15 protein-coding genes are annotated in these 19,078 nt (G+C 71.4%); 6 read left to right on the top strand and 9 right to left on the bottom strand.

What is annotated here, in order from left to right; all coding sequences use genetic code 11:
• Positions 1 to 98 precede the first annotated feature (98 nt).
• The gene (locus ACZ4Z5_RS02990; protein ID WP_468255774.1) at positions 99 to 1,955 is read right to left on the bottom strand and encodes an NHL domain-containing thioredoxin family protein; all 1,857 of its coding nucleotides are present in this window, start codon (positions 1,953 to 1,955) and stop codon (positions 99 to 101) included.
• 188 nt (positions 1,956 to 2,143) lie between these two features.
• On the opposite strand from ACZ4Z5_RS02990, the gene ACZ4Z5_RS02985 reads away from it, so the two are divergent.
• Both ACZ4Z5_RS02985 and ACZ4Z5_RS02980 read left to right on the top strand, forming a co-directional pair.
• Positions 2,144 to 2,737: a methyltransferase domain-containing protein gene (locus ACZ4Z5_RS02985; RefSeq protein WP_468255772.1), complete on the top strand. Its 594-nt coding sequence runs from the start codon at positions 2,144 to 2,146 to the stop codon at positions 2,735 to 2,737.
• Between the two features lie 10 nt (positions 2,738 to 2,747).
• Positions 2,748 to 3,173: a DoxX family protein gene (locus ACZ4Z5_RS02980; RefSeq protein ID WP_468255769.1), complete on the top strand. Its 426-nt coding sequence runs from the start codon at positions 2,748 to 2,750 to the stop codon at positions 3,171 to 3,173.
• Here ACZ4Z5_RS02980 and ACZ4Z5_RS02975 read toward each other — a convergent pair.
• The 3 genes from ACZ4Z5_RS02975 to ACZ4Z5_RS02965 form a co-directional block, all read right to left on the bottom strand.
• Positions 3,116 to 4,120, bottom strand: coding sequence for a glutaminyl-peptide cyclotransferase (locus ACZ4Z5_RS02975; RefSeq protein WP_468255767.1), 1,005 nt, complete (start codon positions 4,118 to 4,120; stop codon positions 3,116 to 3,118). The two genes, ACZ4Z5_RS02980 and ACZ4Z5_RS02975, sit on opposite strands and share 58 nt — an antisense overlap.
• Before the next feature lie 15 nt (positions 4,121 to 4,135).
• Positions 4,136 to 5,614 (bottom strand): tyrosine-protein kinase domain-containing protein, encoded by a 1,479-nt coding sequence (locus ACZ4Z5_RS02970; protein ID WP_468255765.1) that lies wholly within the window; start codon positions 5,612 to 5,614, stop codon positions 4,136 to 4,138.
• A gap of 118 nt (positions 5,615 to 5,732) precedes the next feature.
• A complete protein-coding gene (locus tag ACZ4Z5_RS02965; protein WP_468255763.1) occupies positions 5,733 to 7,001 on the bottom strand; it encodes a nucleotide sugar dehydrogenase in 1,269 nt (422 codons plus the stop codon).
• 257 nt (positions 7,002 to 7,258) lie between these two features.
• Here ACZ4Z5_RS02965 and ACZ4Z5_RS02960 point away from each other — a divergent pair, with 257 nt between their 5' ends.
• Positions 7,259 to 8,338, top strand: coding sequence for an NAD-dependent epimerase/dehydratase family protein (locus tag ACZ4Z5_RS02960; protein ID WP_468255761.1), 1,080 nt, complete (start codon positions 7,259 to 7,261; stop codon positions 8,336 to 8,338).
• Positions 8,326 to 9,363, top strand: coding sequence for an MraY family glycosyltransferase (locus tag ACZ4Z5_RS02955; RefSeq protein WP_468255758.1), 1,038 nt, complete (start codon positions 8,326 to 8,328; stop codon positions 9,361 to 9,363). The genes ACZ4Z5_RS02960 and ACZ4Z5_RS02955 overlap by 13 nt, the downstream gene beginning before the upstream one ends.
• Positions 9,364 to 9,438: 75 nt before the next feature.
• Here ACZ4Z5_RS02955 and ACZ4Z5_RS02950 read toward each other — a convergent pair whose 3' ends face one another.
• The 5 genes from ACZ4Z5_RS02950 to asnB all read right to left on the bottom strand — a co-directional run bounded on the left by ACZ4Z5_RS02950 (position 9,439) and on the right by asnB (position 16,621).
• Positions 9,439 to 10,416, bottom strand: coding sequence for an NAD-dependent epimerase/dehydratase family protein (locus ACZ4Z5_RS02950; protein WP_468255755.1), 978 nt, complete (start codon positions 10,414 to 10,416; stop codon positions 9,439 to 9,441).
• Positions 10,417 to 10,422: 6 nt separating this feature from the next.
• Positions 10,423 to 11,550, bottom strand: coding sequence for a glycosyltransferase (locus tag ACZ4Z5_RS02945; protein ID WP_468255753.1), 1,128 nt, complete (start codon positions 11,548 to 11,550; stop codon positions 10,423 to 10,425).
• Positions 11,551 to 12,069: 519 nt separating this feature from the next.
• Positions 12,070 to 13,284 carry a glycosyltransferase gene (locus tag ACZ4Z5_RS02940; protein ID WP_468255750.1) on the bottom strand — a complete coding sequence of 405 codons (1,215 nt, stop codon included), beginning with the start codon at positions 13,282 to 13,284 and terminating at the stop codon, positions 12,070 to 12,072.
• Between the two features lie 93 nt (positions 13,285 to 13,377).
• Positions 13,378 to 14,706, bottom strand: a complete 1,329-nt coding sequence (locus ACZ4Z5_RS02935; RefSeq protein ID WP_468255746.1) for a lipopolysaccharide biosynthesis protein — start codon at positions 14,704 to 14,706, stop codon at positions 13,378 to 13,380.
• Positions 14,699 to 16,621: an asparagine synthase (glutamine-hydrolyzing) gene (asnB, locus tag ACZ4Z5_RS02930; protein WP_468255744.1), complete on the bottom strand. Its 1,923-nt coding sequence runs from the start codon at positions 16,619 to 16,621 to the stop codon at positions 14,699 to 14,701. Before asnB ends, ACZ4Z5_RS02935 begins: the two co-directional genes overlap by 8 nt.
• Before the next feature lie 290 nt (positions 16,622 to 16,911).
• Between asnB and ACZ4Z5_RS02925 the strand changes: the two genes are divergently transcribed.
• Positions 16,912 to 17,682, top strand: coding sequence for a methyltransferase domain-containing protein (locus ACZ4Z5_RS02925; RefSeq protein WP_468255741.1), 771 nt, complete (start codon positions 16,912 to 16,914; stop codon positions 17,680 to 17,682).
• A 60-nt stretch (positions 17,683 to 17,742) separates the two neighbouring features.
• Entirely contained in the window at positions 17,743 to 19,077 is a 1,335-nt protein-coding gene (locus ACZ4Z5_RS02920; protein ID WP_468255738.1) for a hypothetical protein, read from the top strand.
• Position 19,078 lies beyond the last annotated feature (1 nt).

The raw sequence follows: 19,078 nt of genomic DNA, 5'->3' as shown, positions 1-19,078 counted from the left end.
TGGGGCGTCCTCACGGAGTGAGCCGCTCCCGGACGGGTACGGCCCGCCCCGACGTGTCCCGGGGCGGGCCGTACCGTCCTGTGCCTCCGCGGCGGGTGCTACTCCGTCGCCGCGTCGTCCATGCCCGCGAGCACCAGCGGGAGCCGGGCCGCGCCGTCCTCCGTCAGGCGCACCGGAACTCCCCAGTCCTGCTGGTGCACATGGCACGCCGGGTACTCGTTCTCCGGGTCGTCGTCGCAGGACGCGGCCATCGCCGAGACGTGCAGGACGCCCTCGGCGACCTCGGGGTTCAGCACCAGGTCCCGGCTCAGGTCGGTGCCCTTCCCCTCGCCGGAGGCCAGCAGCTCCGGCGGTGTCGCCGAGACGAGGAGCCGCGTCGACGGTCCGTAACGCGTGTCGAGCTTCTGCCCCGCCGGGGCCTGGAACACGACGTCGAGCCGGAGCGCGCCCGGTGCGACGTCGGTCGCGGCGCGCTGCGTGCGGTGCGCGACGGCCTCGACCCGTACGGCCTCCTCCGGCAGCCGCAGCCGGGTCAGCCGGTGCCGCGCGGACTCCACGACGACGATGTCCTGGCCGACGAGGACGGCGTCCGACGGCTCCCGCAGGTCCGTGGCGAGGGTGCCGACCTCCCCGGTCGCGGGGTCGTAGCGGCGCAGTGCGTGGTTGTACGTGTCGGAGACCGCGACGGATCCGTCCGGCAGGGCGGTGACGCCCAACGGGTGCTGGAGCAGCGCCTGTTCCGCGGGCCCGTCCCGGTGCCCGAAGTCGAACAGGCCGCTGCCGACGGCCGTTCCCACGACGTAGCCGCCGTCGCCGTCGCTCTCCACGTACCGCAGCGCGGAGTTCTCGGAGTCGGCGACCCACAGCCGGTCCCCGGCCGCCGCGAGCCCGGACGGCTGCCCGAACCACGCCTCCGCGGCGGGCCCGTCGACCAGGCCCTCGTTGGTGGTACCGGCGGCGGCCCGCACCTCCCCGGTGGCCGGGTCGTACGTCCACAGCTGGTGGACGCCGGCCATGGCGATCCACACCCGGTCCTGCCACCAGGCCACGTCCCACGGCGAGGAGAGGTCCACCTCCAGCGCCGGCCCGGAGGCCGGCGAGCCCTGCCACCACTGTCGGCCCGTGCCGGCGACGGTCCTGACCTCCCCGGTGGCCGGATCGTACGTGCGCAGCACATGGTTGACGGTGTCCGCGACGATCACCGTGCCGTCCGGCAGCAGCGCGAGCCCCTGCGGTTCGCTGAACGCGGCGGGCGCGTCCCCGTGGCCGCGCTCCCCGGTCCCGGTCCGCCGCACCACCGTCTCGCCGTCCGGCTCCAGTTCGACCAACTGGTGCCGGGTGGTGTCCGTGACGAGGAGGTTGCCGCTGTCCGGCAGTACCAGCGCCTTCCCGGGGAACCGCAGATGCGTGGCGAGGGGCTCCGGCGCCACGTACGGCCCGTCGCCGCGCCGCAGGGTCCCCTTCGCCTCGTGCTCCGCCTCCAGCTCCTCGACCAGCTTCGCGATGGCGTGCGCATGCCCCTCACCGGCGTGCTGGGCGACGACGTACCCCTCGGGGTCGATCACCACGAGCGTCGGCCACGCCCGCACGGCGTACTGCTTCCACGTCGCCAGCTCGGGGTCGTCGAGCACCGGGTGCTCGACCTCGTACCGCTCGACGGCGTCGACGACGGCCGCGTGGTCGGCCTCGTGGACGAACTTCGGTGAGTGCACGCCGATGATCACCAGCGTGTCGCGGTGCTTCTCCTCCAGTTCGCGCAGCTCGTCGAGGACGTGGAGGCAGTTGATGCAGCAGAAGGTCCAAAAATCCAAGATCACTACGCGACCTCGGAGGCCGGCCAGTTTCAAGTCCTTGCCGCCCGTATTCAGCCAGCCGCCTTTGCCGATCAGCTCGGGGGCACGGACACGGGCACGGCGGCGGGGCGTGGGCGCGGGCGCCGGGGCGGCATCGTTCATGGTTCAAGCTTGCCATCCGCCCGTGAACGGTGGATCACGCCCGTACGACGCGGCCCGGCGCCGCCTTCGGGGGAGGAGGAGGTCCGCGCGGTGGCGCGGGGTCCTGGCGAAGGTGACCATGGATACGGAGGCCGGGTCCGGCAGGTGTGTCGGGGACGGACCTGCCGGGGCGGGCGAGGGAGGCGCACATGGTTCCCTTCCGGCTGATGTACCGGCTCGGGTTCCTGCCGTGGGAACGCGCGCCGGTGACGGCCGGGTTCCGGGACATCCTGGAGGGCCCGGACGGTCTGCCGCCGGGACGGGCGCTCGACGTGGGCTGCGGTACGGGCCGGCAGGCCGTGTACCTGGCCAAGCGCGGGTGGCGGGTCACGGGTGTGGACCTCGTGGCGGGTGCGATCGCCAGGGCCCGGGACCGCGCGGCCCGGGAGGGAGTCGAGGTGGAGTGGGTGCGCGGCGACGTCGGCGACCTCGCAGGGCTCGGCCTGGAGCCGGGCTACACCCTGCTCTACGACTTCGGCTGTCTGCACGGGTTGCCCGACGACGCCCGTGCCCGTGCGGCCGCGGCGATGACGGCCCTCGCGGCACCGTCGGCGACCCTCCTCCTCGTCGGGTTCTCCCGCGGCCGGCGCGTGCTGCTGCCGCGCGGCATCGAGGAGGTGGAGGTGGTCGGCCTCTTCGCCGGCTCCTGGGCGCTGCGGGAGGTCCGGGACGTCGCCTACCCGGCCGCGCAGCCGCGGGTGCGGCGTGCCCGCCCGCGGTGGTACCGCCTCACCAAGAACTGAGGAGAATCACGTGGACGCCCTGGTGCTCGTCGGCCGCATCCTCTTCGCGGCCCTCTTCGTCGTGGCGGGGGTCAGCCACCTCCTGCACACCGAGGCGATGGGCGGGTACGCCGCCTCCCGCGGCATTCCGCTTCCGGTCGTCGAGCCGATGACCGTCGGTTCCGGTGTGCTGATCATCCTCGGGGGTCTGAGTGTGGCGTTCGGCGTCTGGGCGGACCTGGGCGCCATGCTGCTGGCCGCGTTCCTGCTGCCGACGGCGCTGCTGATGCACGCTTTCTGGAAGGAGAGCGACCCACAGGCCCGGCAGCTGGAGATGATCCACTTCCTCAAGGACCTGTCCTTGTGCGGCGCGGCGCTGATGCTGCTCGGGTTCTTCGCCTATGTCGGAGAGGACCTGGGGCTGACGCTGACCGGCCCGCTCTTCGAAGTCGGCTGAGGGCCCGACGCCGGCCGGCGGTCCGATGCCGGCAGCCGGCGGTCGGATGCCGGCTGACGTGATGGCGCCGGCCGGCGGTCCGACGCCGACTGACGGTCCGACGTCCGCTGACGGGATGGCGCGGGAACGAAGACGACGCGGAACGTCTTCGGCCACCACTTGCCGGTGATCAGGAACTGGTCGGTGCCGGGAACGGCCGCGATCCCGTTGAGGACGTCCGCACGGGCGGCTTCCTCCTCGGTGAGCAGGCCGGTGGCGTCGATCTCTCCGGTGACCGTGCCGGTGCCGGCGTCGATGCGCAGGATCCGGTCCGACGGCCAGACGTTGGCGTAGACGACGTCACCGGCGCATTCGAGTTCGTTCAGCCGCGGTACGGGCTCCCCGTGGGCGGTGACGTCGACACCTCCGGTCGCGCGGAGGGTGGCGGGGTCCCGGAAGGTGAGCCGGGCGGAGCCGTTGCTGGTGACGAGCCGCTTGCGGTGCGGCTGGTGGCACACGCCCCAGCCTTCGTCCTCGTAGGGGACGCGGCGCAGTTCTGCGAGCGTCCTCGCGTCCCGTTCGACGGCGATACGGTCCTTCCAGGTGAGCTGCCACAGGGAGGCGCCGAGGACGGTGAGCCCTTCGCCGAAGAGGGGCGGCGCCAGTGCGGCGCGGGCGGTGGGCGGTCCGCCGGGCGGGCCCGCCAGGGCCGAGGACGCGCCGGCGATGCCGGTGCTCTCGTAGAGCGTGCCGCCGGCCAGCTCCAGGCCCTGGGTGAAGGACGCGGGATCATGGGGCAGGGTCTCCAGGACCTGCACGCGGAGCCGTGCGACATCCGGGGCGGGCCGTGCGTGGGTGTCCGGGCCGTGGCCCTCGGCTCGTCCGCCCGCCTCACACGAGCGGACGAGCATGCCACCGGCCAGGGAGGCGATCACGACCGGCACGGCCGCCGCCAGTGCGAGGCGCATGCGGAGTGCCCGGTCCTACGAGCGGTTCTCGGCCGGGACGGGCGTCGCGTGTTCCTTGGCGGCCGTCCTGCGGCCGGGGACCACCGCCGCCAGGCGTGACGACATGCGCTTGGTCAGTCCGGCCGTGTCCTCCTTCGGGCGGTACTTGTAGCCGTAGCCGTACGCGTCGCCCTCCCCTCGTGGGGGAGCGGCGTTCATGACCGCGCCGAGCACGGGCACGTTGACGCGTTCGAGGACGCGCAGGGCGTCGATGACCTGGCTCCGGCTCGTCCGCCGGGCGCGTGCCACCAGCAGATACCCGTCGAGGGCGCGTGCCATGGCCGTGGTGTCGGCGAACGGCAGTACGGGGGCGGTGTCCACCACGACGTGGTCGAACTCCTCGGCGAGCGTGCGCAGCAGGGAGGCGAACTGGGCGCTGCCGAGGAGCTGGGTCGGATTGGGCGGGATCATTCCGCTGGTGAGCACGGAGAAGGCCCCGGCGGACTGGAGGACGTCGTGGACGTCGGCTCTGCCCACGAGGACGGTGGTGAGTCCGGCGTCCCTGACCAGGCCGAGGGCGGGTGCGACGGAGGGGCGGCGCAGGTCGCAGTCGATGAGGCAGACCTTGGCGCCTTCCTCGGCGAGGGCGGCGGCGAGGTTGACCGACACGCTGCTCTTGCCCTCGCGGGGCAGCGGACTGGTGACGGCGATCACCTTGGGGCGCCGGTCGACCTCGGCGAACTGCAGGTTGACGCACAGCTTGCGGAAGCCTTCCGCACGGGGGCTGTGCAGGTCGTCGCGCAGGGACACCGGCTGTCGTGCGGCTCGCGGGTCCTGCACGATGCCGGAGAGCACGGGAGGGCCTCCGGCCGCTGCCAGGCAGTCGGTGAGGGCCTTGGAGTCCCGCATCGAGGTGTCCACCGTTTCCAGCACGACGCCCAGCCCCAGCCCGAGGAGGAGGCCCGTCGCCAGGCCGAGCGCGATGTCGAGCGGGATGTTCGGGGACGAGGGCGCGGAGGGCATGGTGGCGGGTTGGGTGACGGTCAGGCGTACCGGGGACGGCTGCCTGTTTCCCTCGGGTGTCTCCAGCTCCCTGATCACCTGGGCGAAGCGGGCCGCGACGGCGTTGCCGATCCGGACGGCCCGCGTCGGTCGGGTGTCCGTGACGGTCAGGCGCACCAGCACGGTGTTGAGGGGGGCGTCGGCAGAGATCCGGGAGGCGAGCTGGTTTCCCGTCATGTCGAGCCGGAGCGCCTTCACGACCGGCTCGGTGACTTCGGGGCTCGTCGCCACCTGGGCGTACGACTGGACGCGCGCCTGCGTGAACGCGTTTCCCTGATTGAGCTGGGAGGTGTCGTCACCGCCCTGGAGGGAGGCGAACAGCGTGGCCGTTGCCCGGTATTCCGGCGTGGCGAGGAAGCCGGCCACGCCGCCCGCGGTCGTCCCCAGCAAGGTGACCAGGGCGATGACGTGCCATCGGCGGGAAAGGACTCGTAGGTAATCGCGCAAATCCAAGGTCGTCCCCGATCGGAGCGTGTGGGTGAGCAGTCACCGTAGAGTTACTCCGAGGGATTCGCCGTATACGGCATGTTTTGCTGCCTTTTCATACCCCAACGGAGTGCATCGGCGTCCCCTAGAGGCGCTCGACGTTCTCCGAGCGGCAGCGATTGCAGGCGTCGAACACGTAGTCGGCGACACGCTCCAGCATCGCGTAGTCGAAGACGTCGTGGTCGGCGGTGATGACCACGGCGTCGGCCGCCGCGACCTGTTCCTCCGTGAGGTCGACGCAGAGGATGTCGGCGGGCAGTCGGGAAGGGTCGACGTGCGGTTCCACCGCCAGGACGTGTGCGCCCAGCTGCCGGAGCCCGTGGGCCACCGCGACGGCGGGTGACTCCCGGATGTCGCCGGTGTTCTTCTTGTAGGCGAGTCCGAGGACCAGCACCTGGCTGCCGTTGACCGGTTTGCGGCGGGCGTTGAGGCCCCGGGCGACGCGCAGCACGATGTGGTCGGGCATGTGGCTGTTGATGTCGTTGGCCAATGCCACGAACCGGAAGTCGTGCCGCAACGCCTGCTTGACCTGCCACGAGAGGTACGAGGGGTCGATGGGCAGGCAGTGCCCGCCGACTCCGGGGCCCGGCAGGAAGCGCATGAAGCCGAACGGCTTGGTGGAGGCCGCGTCGATGACTTCCCAGATGTCGATGCCGAGCGGCTTGCAGAACATCGCGAGCTCGTTGACGAGGGCGATGTTGACGTGGCGGAAGGTGTTCTCCAGCAGCTTGGTCAATTCGGCCGTGCGGGGTGAGCTGACGGGGACGGTGCGGTCCACGACGTCGTCGTAGAAGAGCCGGACCTCCCGCAGAGAGCCCTCGTCGAGACCGGAGACCACCTTGGGGGTGTTCTCCAGCCTCCAGGTGGGGTTCCCCGGGTCGATGCGTTCCGGGCTGTAGCCGAGGAAGAAGTCCTCGCCGGCCCGGAGCCCGCTGCGCGCCTCCAGGATCGGCCGCACCACGTGCTCCGTGGTGCACGGGTAGGTGGTGGATTCCAGGATCACGGTGGCGTTCGGCCGGAGGTGCTCGGCGACCGCTTCCGCGGCGCTCTCCACGTAACTCAGGTCCGGTGCGCCGTCCTTGAGCGGGGTCGGCACCGTGATGACGCAGACGTCGAAGTCCGCGGCGTCCGCGTAATCCGTGCTGAGTAAATAGCGACCGGAGTTGAGTGCCGACAGCAGGCGGGAGGACGTCACGTCCTCGGCGAACGAATCGCCGGATGACAGACGCTTGACGCGCATCTCGTCCACGTCGAGACCCACGACGTCGTGCCCGGCTTCCGCCACCCGGACGGCCAGCGGAAGGCCCACGTACCCCTGGCCGACCACCACCACCTTCTTCGTCGCAACCGGCACGGTCGGACTCCTCTCTGTCTACGGGCGAGATATCTGCGAGGAATATGCCCACGCGTTCGCCTGATGTGACTTCCTTCCGTCTCTTGAGTGACATGCGGTGGGCGAATGGGGGCATGCCCGCCGGTGGAGGCGGCGAACGGGCTAATTGCAGGATTCATTTCATTCTTTTTGCGGCGCCCCCCGCTATCGTTGCCGTGCTTTCGCCGGTGCACATGCCGCCGGCAATGCCCCACCGGCAAAAATGGAGTAACGGCGTGATGCAACGTCCGAAATACCTGGTAACCGGAGGAGCCGGTTTCATCGGCTCCCATCTCGTCGATGCCCTGCTGGCGCGTGGCGAGCCCGTCGTCGTACTCGACGACCTCAGCACCGGACGTCTCGACAACCTCGCAGGCGCGCGGGAACACGGCCACTTCCGATTCGTCCAGGGTTCCGTGCTGGACGCGTCACTCGTCGACGAGTTGGTGCGCGGAGCGGATCGTGTCGTGCATCTGGCCGCGGCCGTCGGGGTGAGACTCATCGTCGAGCAGCCGCTGAATTCCTTCGTCGTCAACACCAGGGGCACCGAGACGGTCATCGGGGCCGCCCACCGCCACGACCGCAGGGTGGTCCTCGCCAGTACCTCGGAGATCTACGGGAAGAACTCCTCCGGGCCCCTCAGCGAGACCTCCGACCGCGTCCTGGGAAGCCCTTCCGTCCCGCGCTGGTCCTACAGCACCGCCAAGGCGGTCGACGAGATCCTCGCCGAGCTGTACCGCCGCGAGTACGGCCTGCGGTCCACGATCGTGCGGTTCTTCAACACCGTCGGCCCCCGGCAGAGCCCCGCCTACGGCATGGTCATCCCGCGGTTCGCCCGCCAGGCGGTCCGCGGGGAACCCCTCACCGTCTACGGCACCGGGGAGCAGAGCCGCTGCTTCCTGCACGTCGCGGACGTGGTCGAAGCGCTGCTGTCGGTGATGGATCTCCCTGGCACCGTGGGCGAGACCTTCAACATCGGGAGCGACGAGGAGATCAGCATCCTGGAGCTGGCGAAGCGGGTCGTCGCCTGCGCCAGGAGCACCTCGCCCATCCGGCACGTCTCCTACAACGAGGCCTACGGACCGGACTTCGAGGACATGGAGCGCCGGGTTCCCGACACCGCGAAACTGCGGGCTTCCACCGGGTGGGAGCCGCGCCGGACCCTCGACGACGTGCTGGCGGACGCCGTCGGGGACGCCCGGAGCGAGCTGGGGGAACAGGCCTTGGGGCTCGTCGCGAAGGGCTCGGCCACCGGCGCGTCCGGTGAGACCGGCGACCCGGACGGCAGAGCGGTGCTGGCGGGCCCGTGTCCGGTCTGAGCCCCTGGTGGGTGGTGGCGGTCGCGGCGCTGGCGGCCCTGGCCGCCGCCGCCCTGCTCACCGAGCCGTTGCGGCGTCTCGCCCTCCGGCGCGGGTACACCGACCGGCCCGACGCACGCAAGGCCCATGACCGTCCCACCCCCTACCTCGGGGGCGTCGCCGTCGCCCTGGCGACCCTGGGTGCTGCGGGCGCGGTGATACTCGCCGCCGAGGACACCGACGCCACCATGGCCGTCGTGCTGTCCAGCGCGGCCCTGATCGCCCTCCTCGGCCTCACCGACGACCTGCGCCCGCTCAGCATCCGTCTCCGGCTCTCCGTCGAGGCACTGGCGGCGCTGGTGGTGGTGCTGCGGTGCGGCCACCCCGTGCTCTTCGATTCCTGGATCGACGTGGCCCTCTCGGTCGTATGGATCCTCTTCACCACCAACGCGTTCAACCTGCTGGACAACATGGACGGGGTGGTGTCCACGGTGACCGCGGTCACCGCGGGGTTCCTGTGCTGCGCCGCCCTCTCCGTCGGCCTCGTCGGCACCGCGTCGGTCATGGCCGCCCTCGCCGGGGCGTGCGCGGGCTTCCTCTTCCACAACTGGCACCCCGCGAGGATCTTCCTCGGTGACGCCGGCTCGCTCTTCGTCGGCTTCCTGGTGTCGTGCGCCACCGTGACCCTGCACCGGGGCGACGTCGCGCCGTCCGGGTACACGAGCCTGCTGCTCATCACCCTGGTCGTCACCGCGGACACCGTCCTGGTGATGGTCGCGCGCCGCAGGGAGGGCAGGTCCGTGCTGCAAGGCGGCAGCGATCACATCGCCCACCGGCTCCGACGGCTCGGGCTGACCGTACGGCAGGTGACGCTCGTCATCGGCGGTTTCGCGGCCGTGACGTGCCTGACGGCGGTGCTGGTCATGTTCAAGGTCTTCCCGCAGACCACCGTCCTGGTGGCCGTCGTCGCGGTGACCGCCGCGGTGGCCTGGGGCCTGCTCCTACGGGTGCCGGTGTACGCGGTCAGCGGTGACGGACAGCGCTGAGGCGGACGGACGGCCTCAGGGGAGGGACGGCATCGAGGGGAGCCCCGGCGCCGGTGACTCCCCTCGATGCCGTGCTCAGCCGACTTCGACCGCGAGCTGCTCGGCCGGCCGCGGGCCGGCGTAGTCGGGCAGGGCGCGGAACCAGTTCACCGTCTCGGCCAGCCCCTGGGTCAGCGGCACCTGGCTGATGTCGGGGAAAAGGGCACGCAGCTGTGCGTCCGAGGCCTGGGAGTGGCGGACGTCTCCCGCCCGAGCCGCCTCGTGCCGGACGTCGGCCGGACAACCGATGAGCTCCGCGAGCTGCCGGGCCAGATCGAGGACGGCGATCCGGGTGCCGAACGCGAGGTTGACCGGGCCGGGGGCCGTCACCTTGCGGAGCACGGCGTCGGCCAGAACCTTGGCGACGGTCCCCACATAGGTGAAGTCCCGGGTCTGGAGTCCGTCGCCGAAGATCCTCACGGGTGCGCCGCGCAGCACGGCGTCGATGAAGGCCGGGACGACGGCGGCGTACGCGTGGCCGGCCGGTTGCAGCGGGCCGTAGACGTTGAAGAACCGGAAGGCCAGCACGGGAAGGCCGAAGGAGGCGCCGTAAGCCAGGACGTAGGCCTCGGTGGCGAGCTTGCTCGCGGCATAGGGGCTCATCGGCCGGGTCGGCAGTTCCTCGTGCTTCGGCAGCGCGGGTACGGTGCCGTAGACCGAGGAGGACGAGGCGGCGACCACCGGGATGCCCGCGCGGCGGCACGCCTCCAGGACGCACACCGTGCCGGTGGCGTTGACGTGGTGACTGGCGACCGGGTCCGCCAGGGAACGCGGCACCGACGGCCGGGCGGCGAGGTGGACGACGGCGTCCACCCCGGCCACGACGCTCTCCAGGAGTCCGGGGTCGAGGATGCTGCCCTCGACGAGCTCCGCTTCGACTCCCGCGAGATTGGCCGCGGAGCCCGTGCTCAGATCGTCGAGGGCGATGACCTTGCCCACGTCCGGACGTGACGCCAGCTCCTGACACAGGTTGGCGCCGATGAACCCGGCGCCTCCGGTAACGAGGACGTTCAACTGTGCTCACCTTTCCAGCGAGGAAGCGGTCCACCAGCCGCGGGCGACGGCGATGGAGGTGTAGAGGGCCTGCGTGTCGGCCACCAGGCGCTCCTCGCCGAAGTGCGCCGTGGCGAACGCACGCGCCCGCGCCCCCATCTCCCGGCGCAGGTCGTCGTCGCGCAGGAGGGTCACCGTGTGACGTGCGAGTGCGGCGGTCGACGGTCCCGCCAGGAGCCCCGTACTGCCGTGCTGCACGACTTCCGCGACGCTGCCGACGTCGGTGGCCACGACCGGCAGCCCCGCGAGGCCGGCTTCGATCAGACTGACCGGCATCCCTTCGTTGTCCGAGGTCAGCAGCACCACGTCGGACGCCGCGTAGACGGTCTCCACGTCCGTCCGCCAGCCCAGCAGATGGAGGGAGTCGCCGAGGGCGGCGACGGCTCCCGGGGCCGGCCGGAGGTCCCCCTCCCCGCACAGCACGAAGTGCGCCGTCGGCGCGGCGCGGCGGACCTCGCGGGCCACGGCGAGGAAACGGTCGGGCCGCTTGATCCCGGTCACGCGCCCCACGTAGGCGACCACGGGGCAGTCCCGCGGGAGCCCGAGCAGGCGTCGGGCCTCCGCGGGACCGGGGGCGGGGGCGAGCCTGGTGCCGGGGGGCACGACGGCGTACTGCCCTGGTTCTCCGATTCCGGCGGCGACGAGGTCGTCACGGACCCGCCCGCCCACGGCGACCAGCCGGTCCGTCAGCGCCGCGAGCCCGCGCTCGGCCTGCACCAGGACCCGGGTCTTCGCCGGGGAGAAATAGCCGTGCAGAAGGTGTCCGTGAAAGGTGTGCACCCGGGAGGGAACGCGCGCCAGCACGGCAGCCGCCCGGCCCAGCGCACCGGCCTTCGCCGTGTGCGTATGGACGATGTGCGGCCGGAACCGGCGCATCGCCGCCGCGAGTTCCCACAGGCAGCGCACGTCGTCCGTGGGGCGCACGGCACGCCCCAGCCCGTTGACCCGCTGGACCGGCAGTTCCGGTGCCCGCTGGTCCAGATGGTCCGCCTCACCGGGGCCGACGAATCCGGTGACCAGACGATGATCGAAAAGCTCGGGATCCAGCCCTCGGACAAGAGCGGAAACCTGGACCGCCGGACCACCGATATTCATGCGCGTGATGACTCTCATCACCCGTAGTCGGGGGAATCCGGAATCCGTGCTCCGGGGGGTGGAGATCGGCATGCGCCCGATGGTATGCGGAGGCCGCTCCGGTATCCGTGAAGGACGCGAAGTGCTTGTGGAAGGAGCGCTCGAACGCGGGTATTCGGTCGATTTCTCTTATCCGTCGCCGCAGTATCGACGTCATCTCCGCGTCGGCTTCTGATATACCGCGCAGAAAACGAGCGGAAAGGACCGAGAGAGTGATCGACTGGACGATTGCGGACCTCCGGCCGGGCCGCCTCGATCGCAGGTGGCCGGGACGGATCGGGCCGCACCTGGGGGCCGGGTGTGACGGCGGCGGCCCGACCGTCCTGCCGAACCGAACCGAATCAAACCGAGTCGAGCCGAGCCGAGCAGCCGGGTATCGGGTGCCCGGGGCGGGGCGGGGCGGGGCGGGGCGGGGCGGGGCGGGCGGGTGACGGCGGCCTCACCGGTGCGCCGGCACCGGGAGCCGGCCGCCCGCGGTGCTCACCGGGTGGATCTGCGCTCCAGCAGCCCCCGGTACAGGCTGACGTGCCGTTCCACCATGGTCCGCGCGCTCAAGTGCTCGAGGGCCCACCGCCGGGCGGCGTCCCCGAGTCGTGCGGCGGCGGCCCGGTCCGCGAGCATCCCGTGCAAGCCCCTCGCCAGGGCCTCGGCGTCAGCCGGGGGCACCAGCACCCCCCGCTCGTGCAGCAACTCGGGCGTTCCGCCCACCGCGGTGGCGACGACGGGCCGACCGACCGCCATGGCTTCCATGACCGCATTGCTCAACCCCTCCTCCAGCGAGGGGAGCACGACGACATCCGCCCGGGTGAGGAAGGAGGCCACATCGGTGCGGTGGCCGAGGAAGCGTACGTCGATGCCCAGCCGCTGGGCCTGCTGCTCCAGATCGGCCCGCTGAGGGCCGTCGCCGATCAACACGAGCGTGCACCCCTGGTGTCGCCGCTGCATCCGGCCGACGGCGTCGAGCAGGTATCGGTGCCCCTTGTAATCGATGAGGTTGGCCACGCACAGGACCACGGGCAGGCGGGTGGCGAGGGCGGCCGGCGGGTGCGGCTCGAAGTCACGTTCCTCCATGCCGTTGTGAATGACCGCGATCTTGTGTTGCGGCAGGCCCTCCTGGCGTCGGGCGTCCTCCGCGACGGCCCGGGCGTTCGCCACCACGAAGTCGGTCATGCCGTTCGCGACCCGCTCCACGGCCAGCAGCGCACGGCGCCCCTCCTTGAACGTGCCCAGACTGCGCCGGCCGGCCACGCAGACCGGGACCCGGGCGAGGCGGGCCGCCGGGGCGGCGAGGACGTAGGAGTGGAACAGGAAGGCGTGGAGGACCTGTGGACGGGTCCGGCGCAGATGGGTCATGAGCTTGGTGAACGCCCCCGCGCTGGCCGCGGCTTCCCGCGCGGCGCCCGGGAGGCCGCTCCATGGTCGGGGCACCCCCCGGAATCCCAGGTTCACGGTGGTGACCCCGGAGTCGGCGAGCTCCGCTGCGCGCGGCCCGCCGTCGGACAGCAGGAGCACGCTGGTCTCGACGCCCCGTGCCGCCAGCCCGCGGGCGAGCAGTACGACCTGCTTCTCCGCTCCGCCCAGCCCCAGTGTGCCGACCATCAGGCAGACCCGGGACACCTCGTCGTCGCGGGCGGAGGTCTCCGCGATCGACGGACCTCTGACCTCGCGGCGTCCAGACGTGGATAGCAGCTCCATCCACCGAGCATGCCAGGAATGTCAGATATGTGAAGAGGTGACACGGCGCGCTTCCGACGATGGGTGACACGGCGTGCTTCCGTCCGTGGCCGCTCAGCCGGTCTTCTCGGCATCGGCGACGACGCGTCGCCGGTACCCGCGCGGCGTACAGCGACCCGCTTCGGCCAGGAGCAGGACGAGGTCGGCCCGCACGGGAAGCAGTTCGCGCAGGCGGGTCCCGGTCGCCTTGCCGAAGAGACCCACTTGGCAGGCAGCCAGCAGCGCATACGCGACCGAGGAGGCCACCGCGGAGCCGACAGCGCCCCACACGGGGATCAGCAGTACGTTCAGTGCGACGTTGAGGGCCAGGGCGGCCACCGACGGCACGACCACCAAGCGCGCGCGGCGCAGCCGCAGCAGGTAGGCGCTCGGCAGCCGGCTCGCTCCGAGGGCGGTCACGCCGGGAACCAGGAGCGCCACGAGGAGCACCGCGCCGGTGTACTCGGCGCCGTACAGGCCGGGGACGAGGACCGGTGCACCGAGCGTCACCACCACCGCCGAAACCACGGCCAGGACGACGCAGAAACGGGTGGTCCGCACGGTGACGTGAGCGGATTCCGCGTCGGTGGAGGCGAACTGGCGGCGCATCATGACCTGGGAGAGGACGTCGGCCATGAGCCGGCTGTACCCGGCGAACGAGACGGCCAACGTGTAGACGCCCACATCCTGTGGCCCGGCGATGGCGCCCAGCAGGAAGACGTCCGCGTACAGGAGGAGGAAGATCGACGCGGGGCCCAGGTGGTACCGGGCCCCGGTGGCGAGGGTGGTGCGCGCCAGCCGGAGGTCCCGCCGATGCCCTGTGACGCCGCCCGCGACGGTGAACACCAGCAGCAGGGCGCCGTTGGAGGCGAGCCAGACGACCACCACCGTCATGGGCGTCAGTGCGTCGACCGCGGTCAGCGTGATCAGCGCGCCGCACTGGACGACCGAACCGGTCAGCGCGGCCCGGTTGGCCACGTGCAGGCGTCCACCCAGCAGCACGATGCCGGTGGTGTAGTTGACCGCGATGCCCAGGGGAACCCCCAGGCACGCCACCGCCACGATGAGGAGCCCCGGCAGATGGAACGCGTCGGTGCCCACCGCCGCCACGCATGCCGTACCGGCGAGCCCGCTCAGCGTGCCCAGCGCGAAGGCGAGCGGGACGCTGTTGGCGGCGAGCGCCGCCCGGTCGGGGGCGTTCGCCCACAACGCCGCCTGGGCCTTCTCCACCGACAGGTGGCCCAGCAGGGTGGCGCTGGTGGCGACGGTGACGGCCAGAGCGTAGACCCCGCGAGCCTCCGGTTGGAGCGACCGGGCGATGACGGCGCTCGTCACGGCGGACAGCACCAGGCACGCCGCCTGGCTGCCCAGGACGCCCAGTGCTTGTCGTGCGCCGTCAGCCACGGCACCCGGGGGCGTCCTCGGGTACGGCAGACGGGGCGACCGGCTGCCGGTCCGCGCAGGTGCGGTGCCACAGTTCGAACTGGAGCAGAGACCAGAGCCGGCTCGAGTGGTCACGTCCCCCGAGGTGGGCGGTCAGGAGCTGCCGGACCACCTCGGGCCGGAACAGGCCGCGTGACCGGGCGGTCCCGTCGGTGAGCAGGTCGAACGCCAGGGGCCGCAGTTCACCGCGCAGCCAGTCCGCGAGCGGTACGGCGAATCCCGCTTTCGGCCGGGTGAGCAGCTCCGCGGGCAGCCAAGGGGCCATCGCCTTCTTCAACAGCGACTTGGTCACGTGGCCGTTCACCTTCCAGCGGCCGGGCACGCCGGCGGCCCACTCCATCAGGTGGTGGTCGAGGAAGGGGGAACGGGCCTCCAGGGAGTGGGCCATGGTGGTGATGTCCACCTTCGGCAGGAGGTCGCCGGGCAGGTAGGTGTTGACGTCGACGTCCATGAGCCTGTTGACCTCGTCTGCGGCACAGGAGTCGGAATGGGCCCGGTCGATGAGCTCGTGGCTGTCCACGCCGGCGACCTGTTCGCGCAGCCGGTCGGTGTACAGGGCGTTCTTGTCGACGGAGGTGAAGGTGGCCATGAGACTGGCGTAGCGGCCCTGCGGTGATTCGCTGAGCAGCCACATCGCCCGGCCCGCCTTGCGCAGCCGGGACCCGGGTTCGGCCCGCTCGACCAACGAGGAACCGATCCGGCCCATGGGACCGCGCAGCCGGCGCGGGGGGTGCACCCGTCCCACCTGGTGCATGAACGCGTAGCGCTGGTAGCCGCCGAACGATTCGTCGCCCCCGTCCCCGTTGAGGGCCACCGTCACGTGGCGACGGCTCAGCTCGGCCACGAAGAAGGAAGGAATGGCCGAGGAGTCGGCGAACGGTTCGTCGAAGTGCCGTGCCACCGTCGGGAGGACCTCCAGCGCCGCCGAACCGGCCACCACGAACTCGTGGTGGTCGGTCCCGTAGCGGTGGGCGACGGCCCTCGCGTAGGAGCGTTCGTCGTAGCGGCGGTCGTCGAACCCGATGCAGAAGGTCCGGACGGGCTTGTCGCTGAGGCGGGCCATCGCGGCGACCACCGCGGAGGAGTCGATCCCTCCGGACAGGAACGCACCCAGTGGGCGCTCGCTGACCATCCGGACCCGGGTGGCGTCGGTGAGCAGTTCCCGCACCCGTTCGGCGGCCTCCCCCTCGCTGTGCATCGGCCGTGGGGTGAAGTCCAGCTTCCAGTAACGCCGAAGACGCTTGGTGTTCCTCTCCCAGACCAGGACGTGTCCGGGCGGCAGCTTGCGGATGCCGCGGTAGATCGACCACGGGGCCGGCACGTACTGGTAGGTCAGGTAGTGGTGCAGGGCCACCGGGTCCAGCTCGCGCGGTACCGACGGATCGGCGACGAGGGCCTTGAGCTCGGAGGCGAACGCCAGCGAGTGCTCGGTCTGGTGGTAGTACAGCGGCTTCTTCCCCACCCGGTCCCGTGCGAGCACCAGCCGGTGGCGTGCGGCGTCCCAGACGGCGAAGGCGAACATGCCGCGCAGGTGTCCGACCAGGTCCTCGCCGTGTTCCTCGTAGAGGTGGACCAGCACCTCGGTGTCGCTGTCGGTGGTGAACCGGTGCCCGCGCGCGGTCAGCCGCTCGCGCAGCTCGGTGAAGTTGTAGATCTCGCCGTTGAACACGGCCGCGACGGTGCGGTCCTCGTTGTAGACCGGTTGGGCTCCGCCCGCCACGTCGATGACGGCGAGCCGACGCATCCCCAGGACCGCCCGGTCGTCGACGTGGTAGCCCTCCCCGTCCGGGCCCCGGTGGACGATGAGCCGGCACATGTCCCGCACCCGTTCGGGATCCGGCGGGCTGGTGGACACGATTCCGGCTACACCGCACATGAACGCTCCCAACGTGCTGCACCGTCAGATGGCGGGGTCGGCGGATCCGGTCCGGCTGTGCCTGCCTGCGCACTGCGTCGGTCCCACCGGCCGCGCAGGAGATACATACCACGTGAATGGGGCAATTCGTCCGGCCTCGCCGGGGACAGCCATCTCTTCACATCGGAGAGCTCCGCCGTGTGCTCCCAACCGGTGACCTCTTCGTTCCGGCGCCGTCAAAGCCCCGGCGTGAACCGCCCCGCGGGTTATGGTCGCCGGGCCCTGAACGGTGGCTGCAGGTGGGAGCTGACATGGCGATCGACACGCCTGAAACGCTTGGCAACCAGTCCATGACATCGGCCTGCCGGGCCGTCCTGGCCCGCCGCGGCGGGCTCCCCCCGGGCAGTCGCGTACTGGACTTCGGCTGTGGTTCCGGCCGCCACGTCCGGGAGTTCCGTGCCGAGGGCTACGAGGTGATGGGCGTGGACCGGCCCGTGGAACAACTGGCCGCGCGGTGGCGCGACCTGCCCGCGGACGACCGGGACTGCCTCCACAGCTCGGACGCCGAAGGGAACTTCCCCTTCCCTTCCGCTTCCTTCGACTTCTGCTACTCCACCTCCGTCTTCGAGCACGTCATGAGCTACGACAAGCCGATCAGCGAGATCGCCCGGGTCCTCAAGCCGGGCGCGTGGACGCTGCACGTCTTCCCGGCCCGTTGGCGGCCTGTCGAACCGCATATCTTCACGCCCTTCGGCGGGCGGTTCCAGCACCCGGCGCTCATCTCGCTGTGGGCGAGGCTCGGCATCCGGAACTCCTTCCAACGCAGCCTCAGCGCCAGAGAGACCGCGGCGCGGAACACCGAGTACAGCCGAACCGGCATCAACTACCCGACCCGGCGGGAGATCGCCCGGGCCTTCGGACGGCACTTCTCACGCGTCGAGTTCGCGGAGCACGACTTCGTCATGGCGATGCGGCACCTCAGCCGGGCCTCCGGTGTCCTCGCCCCGGTCATCTCGTGGCCGCCGGTCCAATCGCTCTACCGGGGTCTCCACACGCGGGTCGTGCTTGCGCGCAAGGCATAGCGCGACGTATGCGTGCCCGGTTCGGCGTCCCACCCGCAGACGGAAGAGGTCGGTTTCACCATGCGTGCAGCGACTGCCCTGAGGGAGCCGGGGAGCGCGCGACCGCCCGCCTCCGCCCGTCGGGCCCGGTGGTCGCACTGGGGCGCCTTCGCCGTCTTCGCCGTCGCGCTGGTCGTCCACCTCTGCGTCGTGCTCGTCGTCCACGCGCAGACCCACGGCGCGGCGCTCTATCCCGATGCGCGGACCTACGACGCGGTCAGCGACGCGGTCGCCGCGCAATGGCGCAGCGGGGGCCGGATCGACTCCCAGCACCTGGCGCGCATGGTCGGTTCGGCGCTCTGGGGCTACCCCGCGGTCATGGCGTTGTGCAAGGTCGTGACCGGCGGCGGGTGGCTGGGGGCCAAGCTGGTGCTGGCCGTCCTCGGGGCCACCGGCGCCCCGGCGGCGTACGGACTGGCCGTCGCCTCCGGGCGGGGCCGCACACGCGCGGTGGTCGCGGGCCTGCTGGTGGGCACGAGTCCGTCGCTCCTGTTGTGGGACGCATGGGGCCTGAAGGACGGACTGGTCACCAGCTTCGTCCTGTGGTGCCTCCTCGTGCAGGCGCGGGCACGGTTCGCGGTCGCCTGCACCGGTACCCTGATCGGCGTCTGGGCCTGCTTGTACGTGCGGCCGGCAGCCGCGCTGTTCATCGCCGTCGCCCTGCTCGCCCGGGTGAGGTTCCGCCGTGAGCACCTCGTGGGTTCCCTCATCGTCGTCGGTTTCTCCCTCCTCCTCATCGTCCCCCGGGTGACGGTGCTGATCGGACTCCTGGGCAGCCTGGAGGTGGAGGCCGGCACCTCCCTCAGCTTCGCCGGTGGGTACGGGTCCGAGAACCTGCTGAACCATCCCCAGTACCTGGTGACGTTCCTGCTGGGACCGTTCCCCTGGGAGTTCGGTCCCGGGACCGCCGTTCCCGGACGGTGGTTGTATCTGGGAACGTTCATCTGGATCGCCTGCCTGGCCCTCGCGCCCGCCGCTCTGCGCAGGGCGTGGCGGGACACCCGGGGGGTCGGCCGCGCCGCCGTCCTCGCGTCGTGCGCCTACGCCGCGACGTACGCCGCTTCCTTCGGGGGCGAGTTCTACCGGCAGCGGTCCCTGCTCGAGTGCCTGCTCGTCGTCCTGATCGCGCTGTACCTGCCGTTCTCGCCGGCCACCGCGCTGATGCGCGTCCACCCGTGGCTCGCCCTCGTGGCCTGCGCGGCCGTCCTGCACAGCCGGAGTCTGACACCGACGACGGGCAGCAAGGCCACAGCCGTATGCGTCATGGTCGTGGTCGTCGTCTCCACGGTCATGTGGCCCGGCGTCCAGGGACTCGCCCATCGCCGCCGCGTCGGCCGCCGAAGCGGCGCCACATGAG

The organism is Streptomyces sp. NPDC030222, from assembly GCF_055573115.1.
This window is presented reverse-complemented; position numbering and strand designations above follow the sequence as displayed.

Coding starts and splice junctions, on each gene's coding strand:
- ACZ4Z5_RS02940 (WP_468255750.1), bottom strand. CDS start 13,284: ATGGAGCTGCTATCCACGTCTGGACGCCGCGAGGTCAGAGGTCCGTCG.
- ACZ4Z5_RS02925 (WP_468255741.1), top strand. CDS start 16,912: ATGGCGATCGACACGCCTGAAACGCTTGGCAACCAGTCCATGACATCG.
- ACZ4Z5_RS02985 (WP_468255772.1), top strand. CDS start 2,144: ATGGTTCCCTTCCGGCTGATGTACCGGCTCGGGTTCCTGCCGTGGGAA.
- ACZ4Z5_RS02975 (WP_468255767.1), bottom strand. CDS start 4,120: ATGCGCCTCGCACTGGCGGCGGCCGTGCCGGTCGTGATCGCCTCCCTG.
- ACZ4Z5_RS02990 (WP_468255774.1), bottom strand. CDS start 1,955: ATGAACGATGCCGCCCCGGCGCCCGCGCCCACGCCCCGCCGCCGTGCC.
- asnB (WP_468255744.1), bottom strand. CDS start 16,621: ATGTGCGGTGTAGCCGGAATCGTGTCCACCAGCCCGCCGGATCCCGAA.
- ACZ4Z5_RS02945 (WP_468255753.1), bottom strand. CDS start 11,550: ATGAATATCGGTGGTCCGGCGGTCCAGGTTTCCGCTCTTGTCCGAGGG.
- ACZ4Z5_RS02920 (WP_468255738.1), top strand. CDS start 17,743: ATGCGTGCAGCGACTGCCCTGAGGGAGCCGGGGAGCGCGCGACCGCCC.
- ACZ4Z5_RS02960 (WP_468255761.1), top strand. CDS start 7,259: ATGCAACGTCCGAAATACCTGGTAACCGGAGGAGCCGGTTTCATCGGC.